This window comes from Oryzihumus sp. JJN4-3R, from assembly GCF_057747915.1.
On sequence record NZ_CM173229.1, the window covers coordinates 143,390 to 158,415 of the forward strand.

Sequence of the window (15,026 nt, forward strand, 5' to 3'; positions counted from 1 at the left end):
CATCGAACCATGACCACGTCACCGCGCCAGCTGGAGCACCCCGAGGCGGGGGACCTGAGCCTCACCGGGGTCCTGTTCGCCCTCAGTGACGCCTCGCGCCTGGCGATCGTCCGCCAGCTCGCCCTCGGCCCGAGCCAGGAGGTCTCCTGCCAGGCCGTCGGGGGAGACCTGGCCAAGTCGACCCGTTCGCACCACCTCAAGACGCTGCGCGAGGCGGGCGTCATCCGCAACGTCCCGCACGGTCGCGAGCGGCTGGTGAGCCTGCGCCGCGACGAGCTCGAGGCCCGCTTCCCGGGGCTGCTCGAGGCCGTCCTGGGCGCGTCGGGAGACGCCTGACGGGTCTGCCTGGGGGCGCGGTGCCGGGGCGGCGCGGGAGCCGATGCGAACCCGTCGGCGACACGGCGAATCCGGCGCACCGCAAGGGGAACCAACACCGATAGCGTGGCGTCGCACTGCTGAGCCTGTGCGCACAATCGAGGAGCGTGGCGGATGTCGTGGTTCAGTGATCACGGTTGGCTGGCGTGGGTGGGCCTGGCCCTTGCTCTGGGGGCGATCGAGGCCGCGAGCGTCGACTTCGTCTTCCTGATGCTCGGCGGCGGCGCCCTGGCCGGTGCGCTCGCGTCGGCGCTCGGCGCCCCGTTCGCCCTTCAGGTCTTCGTGGCCGTCATCGTGGCGGCCCTGCTCCTCGTCGGCGTCCGGCCGCTCGTGCGGCGCCACTTCATGGTGCCCGAGGGCCACGGGGGCATCGGGGTGCCCGCCCAGATCGGGCGTGCGGCACTGGTCATCGAGACCGTCACGACGCTGGACGGTCGCATCAAGCTGGGCGGTGAGACCTGGTCGGCCCGCACCGCACCGGGCGCCGCCGACTGCCTGCCCGGTCAAGAGGTCCGGGTAGTTTCCATCGAGGGGGCCACCGCGATCGTCTCCGGCGTCGCGCCTGGTCGGAATTCGGAGTAGTCCCGTGAACCAAGTCGGCGCCGGCCTCATCGTGCTGCTGCTGCTGGTCGTCTTCGCAGTCGTCGTCATGGTGCGGACCATCCGCATCGTGCCGCAGCAGACGTCCCAGATCGTCGAGCGGCTCGGCCGCTACTCGCGCACCCTGGACGGCGGCATCCACTTCCTGGTGCCGTTCGTGGACAAGGTGCGGGCCAACATCGACCTGCGCGAGCAGGTGGTCTCCTTCCCGCCGCAGCCGGTGATCACCTCGGACAACCTCGTCGTCAACATCGACACCGTCATCTACTACGCGGTCAACGACGCCAAGGCGGCGGTCTACGAGATCGCCAACTTCATCCAGGGCATCGAGCAGCTCACCGTCACCACCCTGCGCAACGTCATCGGCTCGCTCGACCTCGAGCAGACGCTGACCAGCCGGGACAACATCAACGCCCAGCTGCGCGGCGTCCTCGACGAGGCCACCGGCAAGTGGGGCATCCGGGTCAGCCGCGTCGAGCTCAAGGCCATCGACCCGCCGCACTCGGTGCAGGACTCGATGGAGAAGCAGATGCGTGCCGAGCGTGACCGCCGCGCCGCGATCCTCACGGCCGAGGGCGTCAAGCAGTCCGCCATCCTGTCCGCCGAGGGCGAGAAGCAGAGCCAGATCCTGCGCGCCGAGGGCTCGGCGCAGGCCCGGATCCTGGAGGCCCAGGGCCAGGCCCGCGCCATCCAGCAGGTCTTCGACGCCATCCACCGCGGCAAGCCGACCCAGCGCCTGCTGGCCTACCAGTACCTCCAGGTCCTGCCGCAGATCGCCCGGGGCGACGCCAACAAGATGTGGATCGTCCCCAGCGAGCTGACCGACGCCCTCAAGGGCATCGGCAACGCCCTCGGCGGCAACGACCAGGCTCCCTCGTCCCGTGAGGAGGACGAGTGGGTCGACACCGGCGAGGCCATGCCGACCGCCTTCGAGGAGACCGCCCTGGAGGACCCGGCCCGCGCGCTGGCCGAGGCCCGCGGCGAGGCCGCGCGCTCCAGCGCCGAGGCCGAGGGCCACCGCCAGGGTGTGGGCGGCTCCGCGCACGCCTCGATCGGCCACCAGTCCGGTATGCCGTCCGGGCCTGTCGCGGGGCCGCAGGACGCCGTGCCGGCCCCGGTCGACCCGCCGCAGCCCCCGATGACGCCGCCGGCCCCGGCCGCCCCGGAGCCCCCGGCTCCCCCGGTCGACCTGCCCGGGGACGAGCGTCCGTAGGGCCGACGCGCCACGCGGTGCCCACGCCACGACACCCGGTCACCCTCGCTAGGGTGGCCGGGTGTCCGTCGGTGAGGTCGTCGCCATCCTGCTGGCCGGGCTGGCGGCCGGCACCATCAACACGATCGTCGGCTCCGGCACGCTGATCACGTTCCCGACGCTGCTGTTCTTCGGCTTCAACCCGGTCGTCGCCAACATCTCCAACACCGTCGGCCTCGTCGCCGGCGGGATCACCGGCATCCACGGCTACCGGGCCGAGCTCGATGGGCAGTCCCGCGCCCTGCGCCGCCTGGCCCCCGCGTCCCTGTTCGGCGCCGTCACCGGCGCGTTGCTGCTGCTCGTCCTGCCGCCGGCGGCGTTCGAGGCGATCGTGCCGGTGCTGATCGGGCTCGCCCTCGTGCTGGTGCTCGCCGGGCCGTGGCTGCAGCGCAAGGCGGCCGCACGGCATACCAGCACCGGCCGCCGCGGACCCGGGGCCAACGCGCTGCTCGTCGGCGGGGTGTTCGTGGCCGGGGTCTACGGCGGCTACTTCGGCGCGGCCCAGGGCGTGCTGCTCGTCGGCATCATGAGCGTGCTCATGATCGAGCCGCTGCAACGGATCAACGGGTTCAAGAACGTCCTCGGCACGGTGGTCAACGCCGTCGCGGCGATCACCTTCATCATCGTGGCGCCCGACAAGGTCGACTGGCTGGTCGCGGCGCTCATCGCGGTCGGCGCCCTGGCCGGCGGCTGGGTCGGGGCGCACGTGGGCCGGCGGCTGCCGGCGCCGGCGCTGCGCGCGCTCATCGTCGTGATCGGCGTCGTGGCCATCTCCAAGATGGTGTTCTTCAGCTGACCAGTAGCCTTGCCGCCGTGGTGACGCGGATCGAGGACCCGAAGGACGAACGGCTGCAGGACTACTTCGGCCTCACCGACGTCGCGCTGCGCCGGCGCACCGAGCCCGAGCGCGGCCTCTACATCGCCGAGAGCGAGAAGGTCATCCGCCGGGCGCTGGCCGCCGGGCACCGGCCCCGGTCCTACCTCATGGCCGAGCGCTGGCTGAGCGACCTGGAGGACCTCGTCGCGCAGGCAGACCGCGACGGCGTGCCGGTCTTCGTCGGCGAGCACGACGTCATCGAGGCGATGACCGGCTTCCACCTGCACCGCGGGGCGCTGGCCTCGATGCAGCGCCCGGAGCTGGTGTCCCCGGAGGTGCTGCTGCGCGACGCCACCCGGGTCGCGGTGCTGGAGGACATCGTCGACCACACCAACGTGGGGGCGGTGTTCCGCTCGGCGGCGGCGCTCGGTGTCGACGCCGTCCTCGTCACGCCGCGCTGTGCCGACCCGCTCTACCGGCGCAGCGTGCGGGTCTCGATGGGCACCGTCTTCCAGGTGCCGTGGACGCGCATCGACCCGTGGCCGGAGGGCGTGGACCTGTTGCGGGACAACGGGTTCACGGTCGCGGCGTTCGCGCTGAGCGAGGATGCGGTGAGCCTCGACGACGTGGCTGCCGACCCGCCCCAGCGCCTCGCGCTCATCCTGGGCACCGAGGGCGACGGGATCTCGCGCCGGGCGCTGGAGGGCTCGGACCTGGTCGTGAAGATCCCGATGGCCGGGGGAGTGGACTCCCTCAACGTCGCCGCCGCCAGCGCGGTCGCGTTCTGGGCCACCCGCCCGGCCGCGGCCCACTGACACACGGCAGCGCCCCGCCGGGGATGACCCGGGCGGGGCGCCGTCGGTGACGCGGGACGTGCTGCGGTGCGCGGCTACTTCGTCGCGGAGTTGTACTGCTCGATCGCGGGCTTGAGCGAGGCCGCGGCCTGGGCCATCGCCTGCTGCGGGTCGGTGCCGTTGAGCGCCTTCTCCAGGCCGTCCTCGGAGGCCTTGCGGGCCTGCGGCATGACCCCGAGCAGGCAGCCCTGGGTCGCCTTGGACAGCGCGGTGCCCTCCAGCTGCTTCACGGCCACGTCGAACTGCGGGTACTGCTTGCGCCACGCCACGTCGGCGGGCTCGTTCAGCGCACCCTTGGAGATCGGGAAGTAGCCCGTGCCGGTGTGCCAGGTGGCCTGGGTCTTGGCGTCCGCGAGGAACTTCACGAAGCGCCAGGAGGCCTCCTTCTGCGCGTCGCTGTGGCCCTCGCCGTCGATCCACAGCGAGGCGCCGCCGATGATCGGGCCGCCGCTGCTGGCCTTGAGCTTGGGGTAGTTGGCGACCCCGAGCTCGTAGCCACCCTCCTGGGCGGCCTTCTGGAAGCCGCCGACCTGCCCGGTGGACTCCAGCGTGATGGCCAGCTGGCCGGCCTTGAACGCCGCCTGGGCGGCCTTGGTGTCCCGCCCGGTGTTGGCGGCCAGGCCGTCCTTGACCATCTTCTGCCACCACGCGACGACCGCGACCGAGTCGGGGGAGTCGAACTGCACCTTGCTGGCCTTGCCGTCGCGGCCGTTGCCCTGGTCGCAGTACTCGGCGTTGTCGGTGGCGATGAACTGCTCGAGCAGCCAGCCGTAGATCGCCGCGCCGAAGCCGTACTTCGCCGGGCCGCCGTTCTTCGCCGACAGCTTCTCGGCGTCGGTGCGGATCTCCTCCAGCGTCGTCGGCGGCTTCTCCGGGTCGAGGCCGGCCGCCTTGAACAGCTTCTTGTTGTAGTACAGCACCGGCATCGAGGTGTTGAACGGCATCGAGTACAGCTTCTTGTCGATCGAGTAGTACCCGGCGATGTTGGGCTGCAGGTCGCTGACGTCCATCTTGTCGCGGTCGATGAAGTCCTGCATCGGCACGGCCTGGCCGGCGTCGATCATGAACCGCGTGCCGATGTCGTAGACCTGCACGACGTCGGGCGTGGACTTGCTCTGGATGGACGCCTTGTACTTCGCGATGGCGTCGTCGTACTTGCCGGCGTAGGTCGCGTCAACCTCGATCTTGCCGGAGTTCTCCTTGTTGAACTGGTCGACGAGCTGGTTGAGGACCTCGGCGTTCTTGCCGTCCATGGCATGCCAGAAGGCCACCTTGGTCACGCCGTTGGTCTTGTCCAGCGCGCTCTTGTCCGGTGCCTTCGCGCCGCCCGCTGCGTCGCCGCTGCCCCCGCACGCGGCCAGCCCCAGCGACAGCGCCGCCACCCCGGCGGCGAGCACCACCCGGTATGCCGTGCCCGGCGCGCCCCTGCCTGATCGATGGAACACGCGTTCTCCTTTCGCCCCGACCGCCCTGCGCGGCCGCGTGGTGTCGATCTCCGCCGTGCCGGCGGTGCTCCCGTGGTCAGGCCGGTGCGCTCACTTGACCGCGCCGGTGGTCAGTCCACGGACGATGAAGCGCTGCCCGAAGATCACGAGCAGCAGGGTCGGCAGCAGCGCCAGCACCACGCCGGCGAGCACCATGCCGGGGTTGTCCCCGTCGGAGGACTGCAGCTGCCCGATGCCGATCTGGATGGTCTGGTGGTCGGCCCGGGTCGTGACCAGCAGCGGCCAGAAGTACATGTTCCAGGCCGACAGGGCCGAGTAGATGCCCAGCGCCGCGAGGGTCGGCCGCGACAGCGGCAGCAGGATCGAGCGCAGGAACCGCAGGTGCCCGGCACCGTCCACCCGGGCGGCGTCGCGCAGCTCGGTGGGGAAGGCCATGAACGCCTGGCGCAGCAGGAACGTCCCGAAGCCGGTGGCCAGGAACGGCAGCGCCAGGGCCCCCACGGTGTCCTTGAGGCCGGCGCTGGAGACGAACAGGTAGTTCGGGATGATGATCGACTCGTAGGGGATCATCATCGTCGACAGGAACAGGCCGAACCACAGGCCGCGCCAGCGCAGGTCGAGGAAGACGAACGCGTAGGCGGCCAGCGCGCTGGTGACGATCTGGCCGATGGTGATCAGCGCCGTCTGGGCGATGCTGTTGAGGTACTGGTGGCCCAGCGGGATGATCCGCAGCACGTCGGTGTAGTCCTCGGCGTGGACGCCGTGGGTGGGCCAGAGCGCCGGCGGGAACGTGTTGGTGTCGGCCACCCCCATCACACTGCCGGCGATCCCGTAGTAGACCGGGAAGAGGACCACGAGGAAGAGCAGGCCCAGACCCACGTAGGTGCCGACGGGTGCGCGCCGGCGTGGGCGGCGGGCGGACGGGCGGGCCGCCGGGGCGGGCGCGGGACGGCTCTGCGTGGCCTGGCTCACCGGTAGAAGACCTTCCGCTCGAGGACGCCGAACTGCACGGCGGTGATGGCCAGCACGATGAGCAGCAGGACCATGGCCTGCGCGGAGGCGTAGCCGAAGTTGGAGTTGTTGTAGGCGAAGGCCTGCTCGTAGATGGAGTAGACCAGCGTCGTCGTGGTGCCCTCGGGCCCGCCGGCGGTGAGGATGCGGATCTGGCCGAAGCTCTGCAGCGAGTGGATCGTGCCGGTCACGACCAGGAAGAACAGCTGCGGGGTGATCAGCGGCAGGATGATCGAGCGCTGCAGCCGCAGCCCGGTCGCGCCGTCGAGCCGGGCTGCCTCGACCACCTCCTCGGGCACTGCCCCGAGGCCGGCGCTGAGGACCAGCAGGTTGTAGCCGAGCTGCATCCAGACCGTGGCTCCCGCGACGGAGAAGAGCGCCACCGACGGGTCGGTCAGCCAGCGCACCGGGCCGGCGCCGAGGTGGGAAAGGAGGCCGTTGAGCACCCCCGAGGCCGGGTTGTAGAGCACCTGGAAGACGACCGAGGCCGTGGCCACCGAGAACGCGAACGGCAGGGCGAAGGCGGTGCGGAAGAAGCGCACCGCGCGGATGCGCCCCTGGAGCAGCAGGGCGATCACCAGGGCCAGCAGGATGCTCGGGACGACGGTGAGCAGCGTGAAGGCCAGCGTGACGCCCAGGACCGAGAGGAAGTCGGGGTCGGACAGCAGCCGCTCGTAGTTGGCCGTGCCGACGAACGCCCCGGGCCGCCCGACGATGTCGGTGCCCTGGAAGGAGAGCATGACCGAGCGGACCAGGGGCCAGAAGACGAAGAGGCCGAACACGACCAGGGCGGGCAGCATGAACAGCATCGCCAGCCCGGTGCTGCCGCGTCGCCGGCGTGCCGGTGGCGCCGGCGCAGCACGATCCTGGTCCTGCACAGGTGACGCGGTCGTGGTCATCGAGCCAGCCCCTCCACGGTCTCGACGCCGGGTAGTCCGGGCACCAGGGCGCCGGGCAGCCTCAGCTTCGCGGCGCGAGCCCCCGCGCCGATGACGACGTGCTCACGCTCGAGCACGCGCGCGTCAACGTACACCGGCCACGCGCCCGGCAGCCCGACGGGCGTGATCGCGCCGTACTCCATGCCGGTGCGCGCGACGGCGTCCTCCATCCCCAGAAAGCTCGCCTTGCGCACGTCGAGCAGGCTGCGGACGGTGGTGTTGACGTCGGCGCGGGTGGTCGCCAGCACCACGCACGCGGCGACCTTCTCGACCCCGGCGCGCCGGCCGCCCACCACGACACAGTTCGCGCAGTCGGCCAGGTCCATGCCGGTGACCTCGACGAGGGCGGCGGTGTCGGAGACGTCCGGGTCGATGGCGGCCACCTCGACCCGGGCCGCGTGCTCCCAGCCGCGGAGCGCGTCCGCGACGGGGGCCGCGACCAGGTCGAGGTGGTCCAGGACCGGGAGCCAGAGCAGCCCGGCGCCGGTCACCAGCGGTAGGTCGCCGTGATCACACCGCGCGCGAGGGTGTGCGCACCGAGGTTGAAGGCCGCGACCGCCGGGGTCACCGACGCGTCGAGGCCCAGGTCGTCGGTGTCCAGGGCGTGCACCGCGAAGAGGTAGCGGTGGTTGCGGTCCCCCTGGGGCGGCGCCGCACCGTCATACGCCTTGTTGCCGTAGTCGTTGCGCACGTGGAACGCGCCGTCCGGCAGGGCGGCGTCGCCGTCCGCGCCGGCACCCGGGTCCAGGGAGGTGACCGAGGCGGGGATGCCGAGGACGATCCAGTGCCAGAAGCCGGACGGGGTCGGGGCGTCGGGGTCGAAGCAGGTGACGGCGTAGCCCTTGGTGCCCTCGGGGGCGTCGGACCAGGTCAGCTGCGGGGAGGTGTTGCCCCCCGTCATGCCCCAGTCGTTGAACACCTGGGCGTCCGGCAGGGCGTTGCCGTCGATGAAGTCGGCGCTGCTGACGGCCACGGCGGGCACCTGGGGCAGCAGCGTGTACGGGTCGGGGGCGACGGGACGGTCAAGGTTCATGCTTCGGACCCTAACCGCCCGCGCCGCCCCCGGCACGTGTGGGACGTGTGGTGCGTCAGTGACCGCTCTCGCGGTGGACCCACCGCGCCAGCCCGGCCAGGACGGCCGTGAAGGCGAGCGTCACGACGGCCAGGCCGCCGAAGTATGCCGTGTCGCTGGTCCCCGCGGTCGCCTGGACGACCTGGGCGGTGATCGCCTGGCCGGCGGCCGGGGCGAGGAACCACAGCGCCATCGTCTGGCTGCGGAAGGCCTTGGGGGCCAGCAGCGTGGTCGCCGCGATACCGACTGGGGAGAGGCACAGCTCGCCGAGGGTCTGCACGACGTAGACGAGGATCAGCCACATCGGCGAGGCCTTGCCGTCACCGGTGAGGAAGGAGGCCAGTGCCATGATCACGAAGGACAGACCGGCCAGCCCCAGGCCGATGGCGAACTTGCCGCCGAGGAAGGGCGAGCGCTCGCCGCGGCGCATCCAGATCGCGGCGAAGACCGGCGACAGGACGATGATCGCGAACGGGTTGACCGACTGGAAGAACTCCGGCGAGATGTGGGCGCCGAAGAGCTGCAGATCGGTGCGGTCGGCCGCGAACGTGGTCAGCGTCGTGCTGGCCTGCTCGAAGAGCATGAAGAAGAGCATCGCCGCGACGAACAGCGGGATGTAGGCCAGCAGCCGCCGCTGCTCGTGCGCCTCGACCTTGGGGCTGCGGTACATCACCACGAAGAAGACGACCGGGGTCACCAGGGCGATGTAGGAGATGGCGTCGACCATCGTCGGCAGGCCGAAGCTGCCGTCGTTGACGACCGTGGCCACGACCATGGCGGCCGCCACGCCGGCGAGCACGTAGGCCAGCATCCGGGTGAGGGCGCCGTTCTCCCGCGGCTCGATCGGGTTCGAGGGGTGCAGGCCCACGTCGCCGAGCGCCTTGCGGCCCCAGATCCACGCGACGAGCGCCAGCGTCATGCCGACGGCGGCCGCGGCGAAGCCGGCGTGGAAGCCCCAGCCGGCGCGCAGCCAGCCGACGACCCACGGGCTCGCCAGGGCGCCGATGTTGATGCCCATGTAGAAGATCGAGAAGCCCGCGGTGCGGCGGCTGTCGTCCTCGTCGTAGAGCCCGCCGACCATCGTCGAGACGTTGGGCTTGAAGATGCCGGTGCCCAGGGCCACCAGCACGATGCCGAGGTAGGACAGGGCCGGCGTCGGGATCGACAGGCTCAGGTGCCCGGCGATGATGATGAACGAGCCGATGAGCGTGGTCTTGCGCGCACCCAGCACGCGGTCGGCCAGCCAGCCACCCACGACGGAGAGCAGGTAGACCGAGGCGCCGTAGACGGACACCACGGCCTCGCCGAGGTTCGCGTCGAGGCCGAGGCCGCCTTCCTTGAGCTTGGCGGTCAGGTACAGCAGCAGGATCGCCCGCATGCCGTAGTAGCTGAACCGCTCCCACAGCTCGGTGCTGAAGAGCGTGGCCAGGCCCTTGGGGTGGCCAAGGAACTCGCGGCCGTCCGACCGGGTTCTTTCAGGGGGGTTGGTCGTGGCAGTCACGGGCGAAAACGGTAACAACGACGGTGTTGACCGCCCTAATTCACAAGCGCACGAACGAGCCTCGCGAGCTCCGCGGCGGGGTCCTTCGTCAGTCCGCCGTGGACCGGTCCGGGCTGGATCACGGTGCTACGTGGGGCAATCAGCCATCCGAAGCGCTGGCCGGGCTTGTCGAGTGTGGGACGCCCCACACCGGCCTCGCCGCGGCACACCTGGCAGATCGTGGCCAGCGACGCGTCGACCGCGTCGAGGTCCAGCTCGGGGAAGGCGGCGACCAGCCGGGGGCGGTCCAGGTCGAAGGCGGCCTCGAGGAAGTCACCGGCCTGGCTGTAGAGCACCACACCGACGTTGAGGAACTCCTCGCGGTCCACCCGGGGCACGCAGCGCAGCGTGACGTACTGGTAGCCGACCATGCCCGCGGTCACCGGGAGCCACCTGTCGGGCCACCCGTCGTGCCGTCCGCGCCGGTGGGCAGCCAGGCCTGCGGGCTCGCCACGCGCGCGAGCAGGTTCTCCCGGTATGCCGTGCGGACCGCGGCCGGGTCCGCCAGCCCGGGTGCCGGCTCGAGCCAGGGGCCGGGCACCTGCTCCAGCACCTCGGTGACCAGGTCCGCGTCGACCCGGGGGGCGAGCTCCGCGTGCGCGGCCGCGATGTCGCCGGCCACGTCGAGCAGCACGTGCCTGCTCGCATCGAAGGCCTGCGCCGCGAACCGCTCCGGGTGGGAGCCCTTCCCCGGCCAGGAGTGGTGGAAGTAGAGCGCCGCGCCGTGGTCGATCAGCCACGGCTCGTGGTGCCACACGAGCAGGTTGGGGTTGTTCCACGTCCGGTCGACGTTGGCGGTGAAGGCGTCCAGCCAGATGATGCGCGCGGCCTCCTCCGGCGTCGGCGGGCGCGACCCGTCGTAGCCGAAGGAGCCGGGCAGGAAGTCGACGCCGAGGTTGAGGCCCACGCTGGCGGTGAGCAGGTCCTGGACCTCCTCGTCCGCCTCGTACTTGGCGATCTGGGCGTCGAGCTCGACGGCCTTCATCTCCGGCACGCGCAGCCCGAGGCGGCGCGCGAGCTCGCCGACGACCACCTCGGCGACGAGGACCTTCAGGCCCTGGCCGGCGCCGCGGAACTTCAGGACCCAGGTGCCGCAGTCGTCGCCCTCGACGATGCCCGGCAGCGACCCGCCCTCACGCAGCGGCGTGACGTAGCGGGTGGCGGTGATGTGTTCGAGCACGCCCGCAGCCTATGAGGTCGCGGGCGTGCCCGGGTGTGGTGACGCCTCAGGCGTCGGCGGTGACGACGCTTGGTCGTCCGCGGTGACGACGCGTGGGGCGTCCGTGGTGGCGGCGCCTCAGGCGTCGCCGACGGTGACCAGCTCGGCCTCCTCCTCGCTGTGGGCGGCCGGGGCGCCGTGGCCCGCGCCGTCCTCGACGTGGGCGAGCAGCCGGCGGCCGGAGGTCAGCAGGACCACGCCGAGTGCGACCGCGACGGCGCCGACCCAGAACGGCACGTGCACGCCGTAGGTCTCGCCGAGCCGGCCGGCCAGCCACGGCGCGACCGCGCCGCCGGCGAACCGCACGAAGCTGTAGGCCGCCGAGGCGACGCCGCGCTCGACCGGCGCGGCCTTCATGACGGTCTCGGTGATGAGCGTGTTGTTGACCCCGAGGAACGCCCCGGCGACGACGACGCAGGTGGCCAGGACCGCCTTGTCCTCGGTCCACACCGCCATCACGACCAGGGTCGCGGTGAAGCCGACCAGGGCCCCGATGATGGAGACCACCGTGCCGAAGCGGCGCTGCAGCCGCGGGGCGACGACCACCGAGGTGAAGGCCAGCAGCAGGCCCCAGCCGAAGAAGATCAGGCCGACCTGGTGCGGGCCCATGCCCAGCGGGAACGGAGTGAACGCCAGCAGGGTGAAGAAGCCGAAGTTGTAGAGCAGCGAGGTCAGGGCGACGACGAGGAGTCCCTTGTGCCGCAACGCCTTGAACGGCTCGGTGATCGAGGTGGCCCGCTCGGCCCGCGGCGTGGGCGGCAGGACCACAGCGGTGGCGACCAGAGCGACGGTCATGAGCGCTGAGACGCCGAAGAACGGCCCGCGCCACGAGATGCCGCCGAGCACGCCGCCCAGCAGCGGGCCGGCCGCGATGCCCAGGCCCAGCGCCGCCTCGTAGAGGATGATCGCCTGGCCGACCGAGCCCTTGGCGGACTTGACGATGGTGGCCAGGGCGGTGGCGATGAACAGGGCGTTGCCCAGGCCCCAGACGGCGCGGAAGGTGACGATGCCGCCGACGGAGTCCTGCGTGCCGGCCAGGCCGGCGCCGATGATGATGATCACCAGGCCGATGAGCAGGGTCCGCTTGGCGCCGATGCGGCTGGAGACGAAGCCCGTGATGAGCATCGCCACGCCCATGACCACCATGTAGCTCGTGAACAGCAGGGAGACCTGCGAGGGGGTTGCGCCGAGCTGGTCGCCGATCGACTTCAGGATGGGGTCGACCAGGCCGATGCCCATGAAGGCGATGACACAGGCGAAGGCAACGGCCCAGACGGGCTTGGGTTGGCGCCACACGTCAGGTTGTCCTCTCGTGGTGGTGGTTGTGGGGTGGTTCGGGTGGTGGTGTTGGGGTGATGGTGCTTGCAGGGGTGGGTCTAGGGGGCTGCCGTGGGGCGGCTGGGCGGCTGGGCGGCGGGGCCTCGCCGGCCGCCTTGAGCAGGTCGCGCAGGACGTCCACGGCGTCGGCGAGCCGGGCCCGGTCGGCGGCGGGGAGCCGCTCGAGGACCGGGGCGAGGACCGCCGAGCGCGCCCGGCGCACGGCGGTGATGGCGCGGGTCCCCTCGGGGGACAGGGCGATCAGCGAGGCGCGCGCGTCGGCGGGGTCGGCCGTGCGCATGACCCACCCGGCCTGCTCGAGGCGCCCGACCTGGGCCGACATGGTCGGCTGGCTGGTGTGGTCGGCGACCGCGAGGTCGCCGACGCGGGCCGGCCCGAGCTCGTCGATCTGGGCCAGCAGCCGGGCCTGGGCCGGAGGGACGTCGAACTCGGCGTGGCGGCTGGCCCAGCGGTTGAGCCGCGCGACGACGCCGAGCAGCTCGTCGCCGAGGGAAGTGGGGGATCCGGTCACCCTTCCATGTTACATAGTACCTCTATGTAAATCGTCGGGGGGCGGGGCTCGCCGGGAGGCGGTCGGGCCGGCCGGGAGTGTGGTGGGGTGTGCCCATGACCGGTATGCCGTGGGGAGACTCCCGATGCTGCTGAACCTTCGCCTCGCGGTGCCGCCTGACCTCATGGCCGAGGTGCGCGACCTGCTCGCCGGGGACGAGCGGGTCACCAACCTGGTGATCCTGCCCGGCGCAGCGGTCGAGCCGGAGGGTGACGCCGTGCTGGCCGACGTCCCGCGGGAGGCCGCCGGCGAGCTGCTCGGCCGCCTCGACGAGCTGGGCCTGGGGCGCCACGGCGCCATGAGCGTCTCGGAGGTCAGTGCCTCGCCCTACCGGCGGGCGCGGGAGGCCGAGGCCGCGGCGCCGGGCAGTCCCGACGACGGCGTCGTCTGGCGCATGGTCGAGGAGCAGGCTTGGTCGGACAGCCGCGGGTCGGTGTCCTTCTACGCCTTCCTCACCCTGGCGACGGCCCTGGCCGCCATCGCGGTGATCACCGACTCCTCGATCCTCGTCGTCGGCGCCATGGTCGTCGGCCCGGAGTTCGGCCCGGTCGCGGCGATCGCCACGGGGCTGGTGCTGCGCCGCTGGGGCCTGCTGCCCCGCTCGCTGTCCCTGCTGGCGCGATCGTTCGCGTTCGCGGTGCTCGTCGTGGTGGTGCTCGCCCTGGCCGCCCGCGCCGCCGGCTGGATCGACCCGACGACGGTGACCCGCGCCCGTCCGCTGACCGGCTTCATCTGGCAGCCCGACCGGTGGTCCTTCGTCGTGGCCCTGCTCGCGGGCTTCGCCGGGGTCCTCTCGCTCACCTCGGGCAAGTCCTCAGCCCTCGTCGGCGTCTTCATCTCCGTCACCACCGTCCCGGCGCTGGGCAACCTGGCCCTGGCACTGGCCCTGGGGGAGCTGGCCGAGGCGCGCGGCTCGGCGCTCCAGCTCCTCGTCAACCTCTCCGGCATGGTCCTCGCCGGCGTCATCACCCTGGTCGCCCAGCGCCTCGGCTGGCGGCTGGTGCAGCGCCGCAGTGCTGCGGTGGCGACCGTCCGCAGGCCCTGAGGGGCCGCGCGCAAGGCGGGCACCCGGCATACCGGAGTGGGTCGTCCGGGACGGCCGGTGGGGCGCCGGACGGGCGCAACCTCTACCGTTGCGCCATGGAGCCCGTCTACACCCCTGTCATCGGGTTCGCCCGCGCGCTGTTCGCCTTCCAGGGCCTGAAGTTCCGGATCACCGGCGCGGAGAACATCCCCCGCTCCGGTGGCGCCGTGATGATGCTCAACCACCTGTCCTTCTTCGACTTCGCGTATGCCGGGCTGGCCGCCCTCCCCGCGAAGCGGCTCGTGCGGTTCATGGCCAAGGAGTCGGTCTTCCGGCACCCGGTCGGCGGGCCGCTCATGCGCGGCATGCACCACATCCCCGTCGACCGTGAGGCCGGCGCCGCGTCCTTCCGTGCCGCGGTCAACGCCCTGAAGGAGGGCGAGATCGTCGGGGTCTTCCCCGAGGCGACCATCTCGCGCTCCTTCGAGCTCAAGGAGTTCAAGAGCGGGGCGGTCCGGATGGCCAAGGCCGCCGGGGTCCCGATCGTGCCCACCGTGCTGTGGGGCTCCCAGCGCGTGTGGACCAAGGGGGAGAAGCCGCGGTTCGGGCGCAGCAACATCCCGATCTCGATCACGGTCGGCGAGCCGGTGCACCTGGTCAAGGGCGAGGACCTCGAGGAGGTCAACCAGCGGGTCCGCGCGCAGATGACCACGCTGCTGCACCAGGCGCAGGAGTCCTACCCGGCGCTGACCGGGGACGACCTGAGGTTCCTCCCGGCCCGCCTCGGCGGGACCGCGCCCACCCCGGAGGAGGCGGCGATGCGTGACGACGCCGACGCGGCCGGGCGGCGTGAGCGGCGCGCCTGAGCGCGGGCGGGGCGGGGACCTCCTGACGAATGTCACCTGACGGGAGCGCCGTCGGCGACTAGCGTCGGATCCGGCTGCGCGCGCCGCTGGGGAGCGTGCCGGCCACCGACATCCGGAGGTCCCGC

17 protein-coding genes are annotated in these 15,026 nt (G+C 71.9%); 7 read left to right on the top strand and 10 right to left on the bottom strand.

Annotated elements, in window-relative coordinates:
* Positions 1–9 precede the first annotated feature (9 nt).
* The 5 genes from AC3ANM_RS00610 to AC3ANM_RS00630 all read left to right on the top strand — a co-directional run bounded on the left by AC3ANM_RS00610 (position 10) and on the right by AC3ANM_RS00630 (position 3,859).
* Entirely contained in the window at positions 10–336 is a 327-nt protein-coding gene (locus AC3ANM_RS00610; protein ID WP_488286204.1) for an ArsR/SmtB family transcription factor, read from the top strand.
* A gap of 153 nt (positions 337–489) precedes the next feature.
* The gene (locus AC3ANM_RS00615; protein ID WP_488286205.1) at positions 490–957 is read left to right on the top strand and encodes an NfeD family protein; all 468 of its coding nucleotides are present in this window, start codon (positions 490–492) and stop codon (positions 955–957) included.
* 67 nt (positions 958–1,024) lie between these two features.
* Positions 1,025–2,188: an SPFH domain-containing protein gene (locus AC3ANM_RS00620; RefSeq protein ID WP_488287891.1), complete on the top strand. Its 1,164-nt coding sequence runs from the start codon at positions 1,025–1,027 to the stop codon at positions 2,186–2,188.
* 61 nt (positions 2,189–2,249) lie between these two features.
* Positions 2,250–3,023 (top strand): sulfite exporter TauE/SafE family protein, encoded by a 774-nt coding sequence (locus AC3ANM_RS00625; protein WP_488286206.1) that lies wholly within the window; start codon positions 2,250–2,252, stop codon positions 3,021–3,023.
* A gap of 17 nt (positions 3,024–3,040) precedes the next feature.
* Entirely contained in the window at positions 3,041–3,859 is an 819-nt protein-coding gene (locus AC3ANM_RS00630; RefSeq protein WP_488286207.1) for a TrmH family RNA methyltransferase, read from the top strand.
* A gap of 74 nt (positions 3,860–3,933) precedes the next feature.
* Here the strand turns inward: AC3ANM_RS00630 and AC3ANM_RS00635 are convergent, their stop codons facing one another.
* The 10 genes from AC3ANM_RS00635 to AC3ANM_RS00680 form a co-directional block, all read right to left on the bottom strand.
* Positions 3,934–5,343: an ABC transporter substrate-binding protein gene (locus tag AC3ANM_RS00635; protein WP_488286208.1), complete on the bottom strand. Its 1,410-nt coding sequence runs from the start codon at positions 5,341–5,343 to the stop codon at positions 3,934–3,936.
* A gap of 90 nt (positions 5,344–5,433) precedes the next feature.
* Positions 5,434–6,315, bottom strand: coding sequence for a carbohydrate ABC transporter permease (locus AC3ANM_RS00640; RefSeq protein ID WP_488286209.1), 882 nt, complete (start codon positions 6,313–6,315; stop codon positions 5,434–5,436).
* Positions 6,312–7,253 carry a carbohydrate ABC transporter permease gene (locus tag AC3ANM_RS00645; RefSeq protein ID WP_488286210.1) on the bottom strand — a complete coding sequence of 314 codons (942 nt, stop codon included), beginning with the start codon at positions 7,251–7,253 and terminating at the stop codon, positions 6,312–6,314. The genes AC3ANM_RS00640 and AC3ANM_RS00645 overlap by 4 nt, the downstream gene beginning before the upstream one ends.
* A complete protein-coding gene (locus AC3ANM_RS00650) occupies positions 7,250–7,783 on the bottom strand; it encodes a YbaK/EbsC family protein (protein WP_488286211.1) in 534 nt (177 codons plus the stop codon). Before AC3ANM_RS00650 ends, AC3ANM_RS00645 begins: the two co-directional genes overlap by 4 nt.
* Positions 7,780–8,325 (bottom strand): YbhB/YbcL family Raf kinase inhibitor-like protein, encoded by a 546-nt coding sequence (locus AC3ANM_RS00655; protein WP_488286212.1) that lies wholly within the window; start codon positions 8,323–8,325, stop codon positions 7,780–7,782. The genes AC3ANM_RS00650 and AC3ANM_RS00655 overlap by 4 nt, the downstream gene beginning before the upstream one ends.
* A gap of 55 nt (positions 8,326–8,380) precedes the next feature.
* Positions 8,381–9,865, bottom strand: coding sequence for a peptide MFS transporter (locus AC3ANM_RS00660; protein ID WP_488286213.1), 1,485 nt, complete (start codon positions 9,863–9,865; stop codon positions 8,381–8,383).
* A 35-nt stretch (positions 9,866–9,900) separates the two neighbouring features.
* Positions 9,901–10,287 carry a DUF3037 domain-containing protein gene (locus AC3ANM_RS00665; RefSeq protein ID WP_488286214.1) on the bottom strand — a complete coding sequence of 129 codons (387 nt, stop codon included), beginning with the start codon at positions 10,285–10,287 and terminating at the stop codon, positions 9,901–9,903.
* Positions 10,284–11,084: a HipA family kinase gene (locus AC3ANM_RS00670; protein WP_488286215.1), complete on the bottom strand. Its 801-nt coding sequence runs from the start codon at positions 11,082–11,084 to the stop codon at positions 10,284–10,286. The genes AC3ANM_RS00665 and AC3ANM_RS00670 overlap by 4 nt, the downstream gene beginning before the upstream one ends.
* Positions 11,085–11,201: 117 nt before the next feature.
* The gene (locus tag AC3ANM_RS00675; protein ID WP_488286216.1) at positions 11,202–12,419 is read right to left on the bottom strand and encodes an MFS transporter; all 1,218 of its coding nucleotides are present in this window, start codon (positions 12,417–12,419) and stop codon (positions 11,202–11,204) included.
* A 1-nt stretch (position 12,420) separates the two neighbouring features.
* Positions 12,421–12,972, bottom strand: a complete 552-nt coding sequence (locus tag AC3ANM_RS00680; RefSeq protein WP_488286217.1) for a MarR family winged helix-turn-helix transcriptional regulator — start codon at positions 12,970–12,972, stop codon at positions 12,421–12,423.
* A 124-nt stretch (positions 12,973–13,096) separates the two neighbouring features.
* Between AC3ANM_RS00680 and AC3ANM_RS00685 the strand changes: the two genes are divergently transcribed.
* Both AC3ANM_RS00685 and AC3ANM_RS00690 read left to right on the top strand, forming a co-directional pair.
* Entirely contained in the window at positions 13,097–14,056 is a 960-nt protein-coding gene (locus tag AC3ANM_RS00685; protein WP_488286218.1) for a DUF389 domain-containing protein, read from the top strand.
* A gap of 95 nt (positions 14,057–14,151) precedes the next feature.
* Positions 14,152–14,901 (top strand): lysophospholipid acyltransferase family protein, encoded by a 750-nt coding sequence (locus AC3ANM_RS00690; RefSeq protein WP_488286219.1) that lies wholly within the window; start codon positions 14,152–14,154, stop codon positions 14,899–14,901.
* The last annotated feature ends 125 nt before the right edge of the window (positions 14,902–15,026 follow it).

Bases quoted from the DNA above. Each gene is read 5' to 3' on its own strand.
- AC3ANM_RS00610 (WP_488286204.1), top strand. From the start codon at position 10: ATGACCACGTCACCGCGCCAGCTGGAGCACCCCGAGGCGGGGGACCTG.
- AC3ANM_RS00655 (WP_488286212.1), bottom strand. From the start codon at position 8,325: ATGAACCTTGACCGTCCCGTCGCCCCCGACCCGTACACGCTGCTGCCC.
- AC3ANM_RS00615 (WP_488286205.1), top strand. From the start codon at position 490: ATGTCGTGGTTCAGTGATCACGGTTGGCTGGCGTGGGTGGGCCTGGCC.
- AC3ANM_RS00620 (WP_488287891.1), top strand. From the start codon at position 1,025: ATGGTGCGGACCATCCGCATCGTGCCGCAGCAGACGTCCCAGATCGTC.
- AC3ANM_RS00685 (WP_488286218.1), top strand. From the start codon at position 13,097: ATGCTGCTGAACCTTCGCCTCGCGGTGCCGCCTGACCTCATGGCCGAG.
- AC3ANM_RS00645 (WP_488286210.1), bottom strand. From the start codon at position 7,253: ATGACCACGACCGCGTCACCTGTGCAGGACCAGGATCGTGCTGCGCCG.
- AC3ANM_RS00690 (WP_488286219.1), top strand. From the start codon at position 14,152: ATGGAGCCCGTCTACACCCCTGTCATCGGGTTCGCCCGCGCGCTGTTC.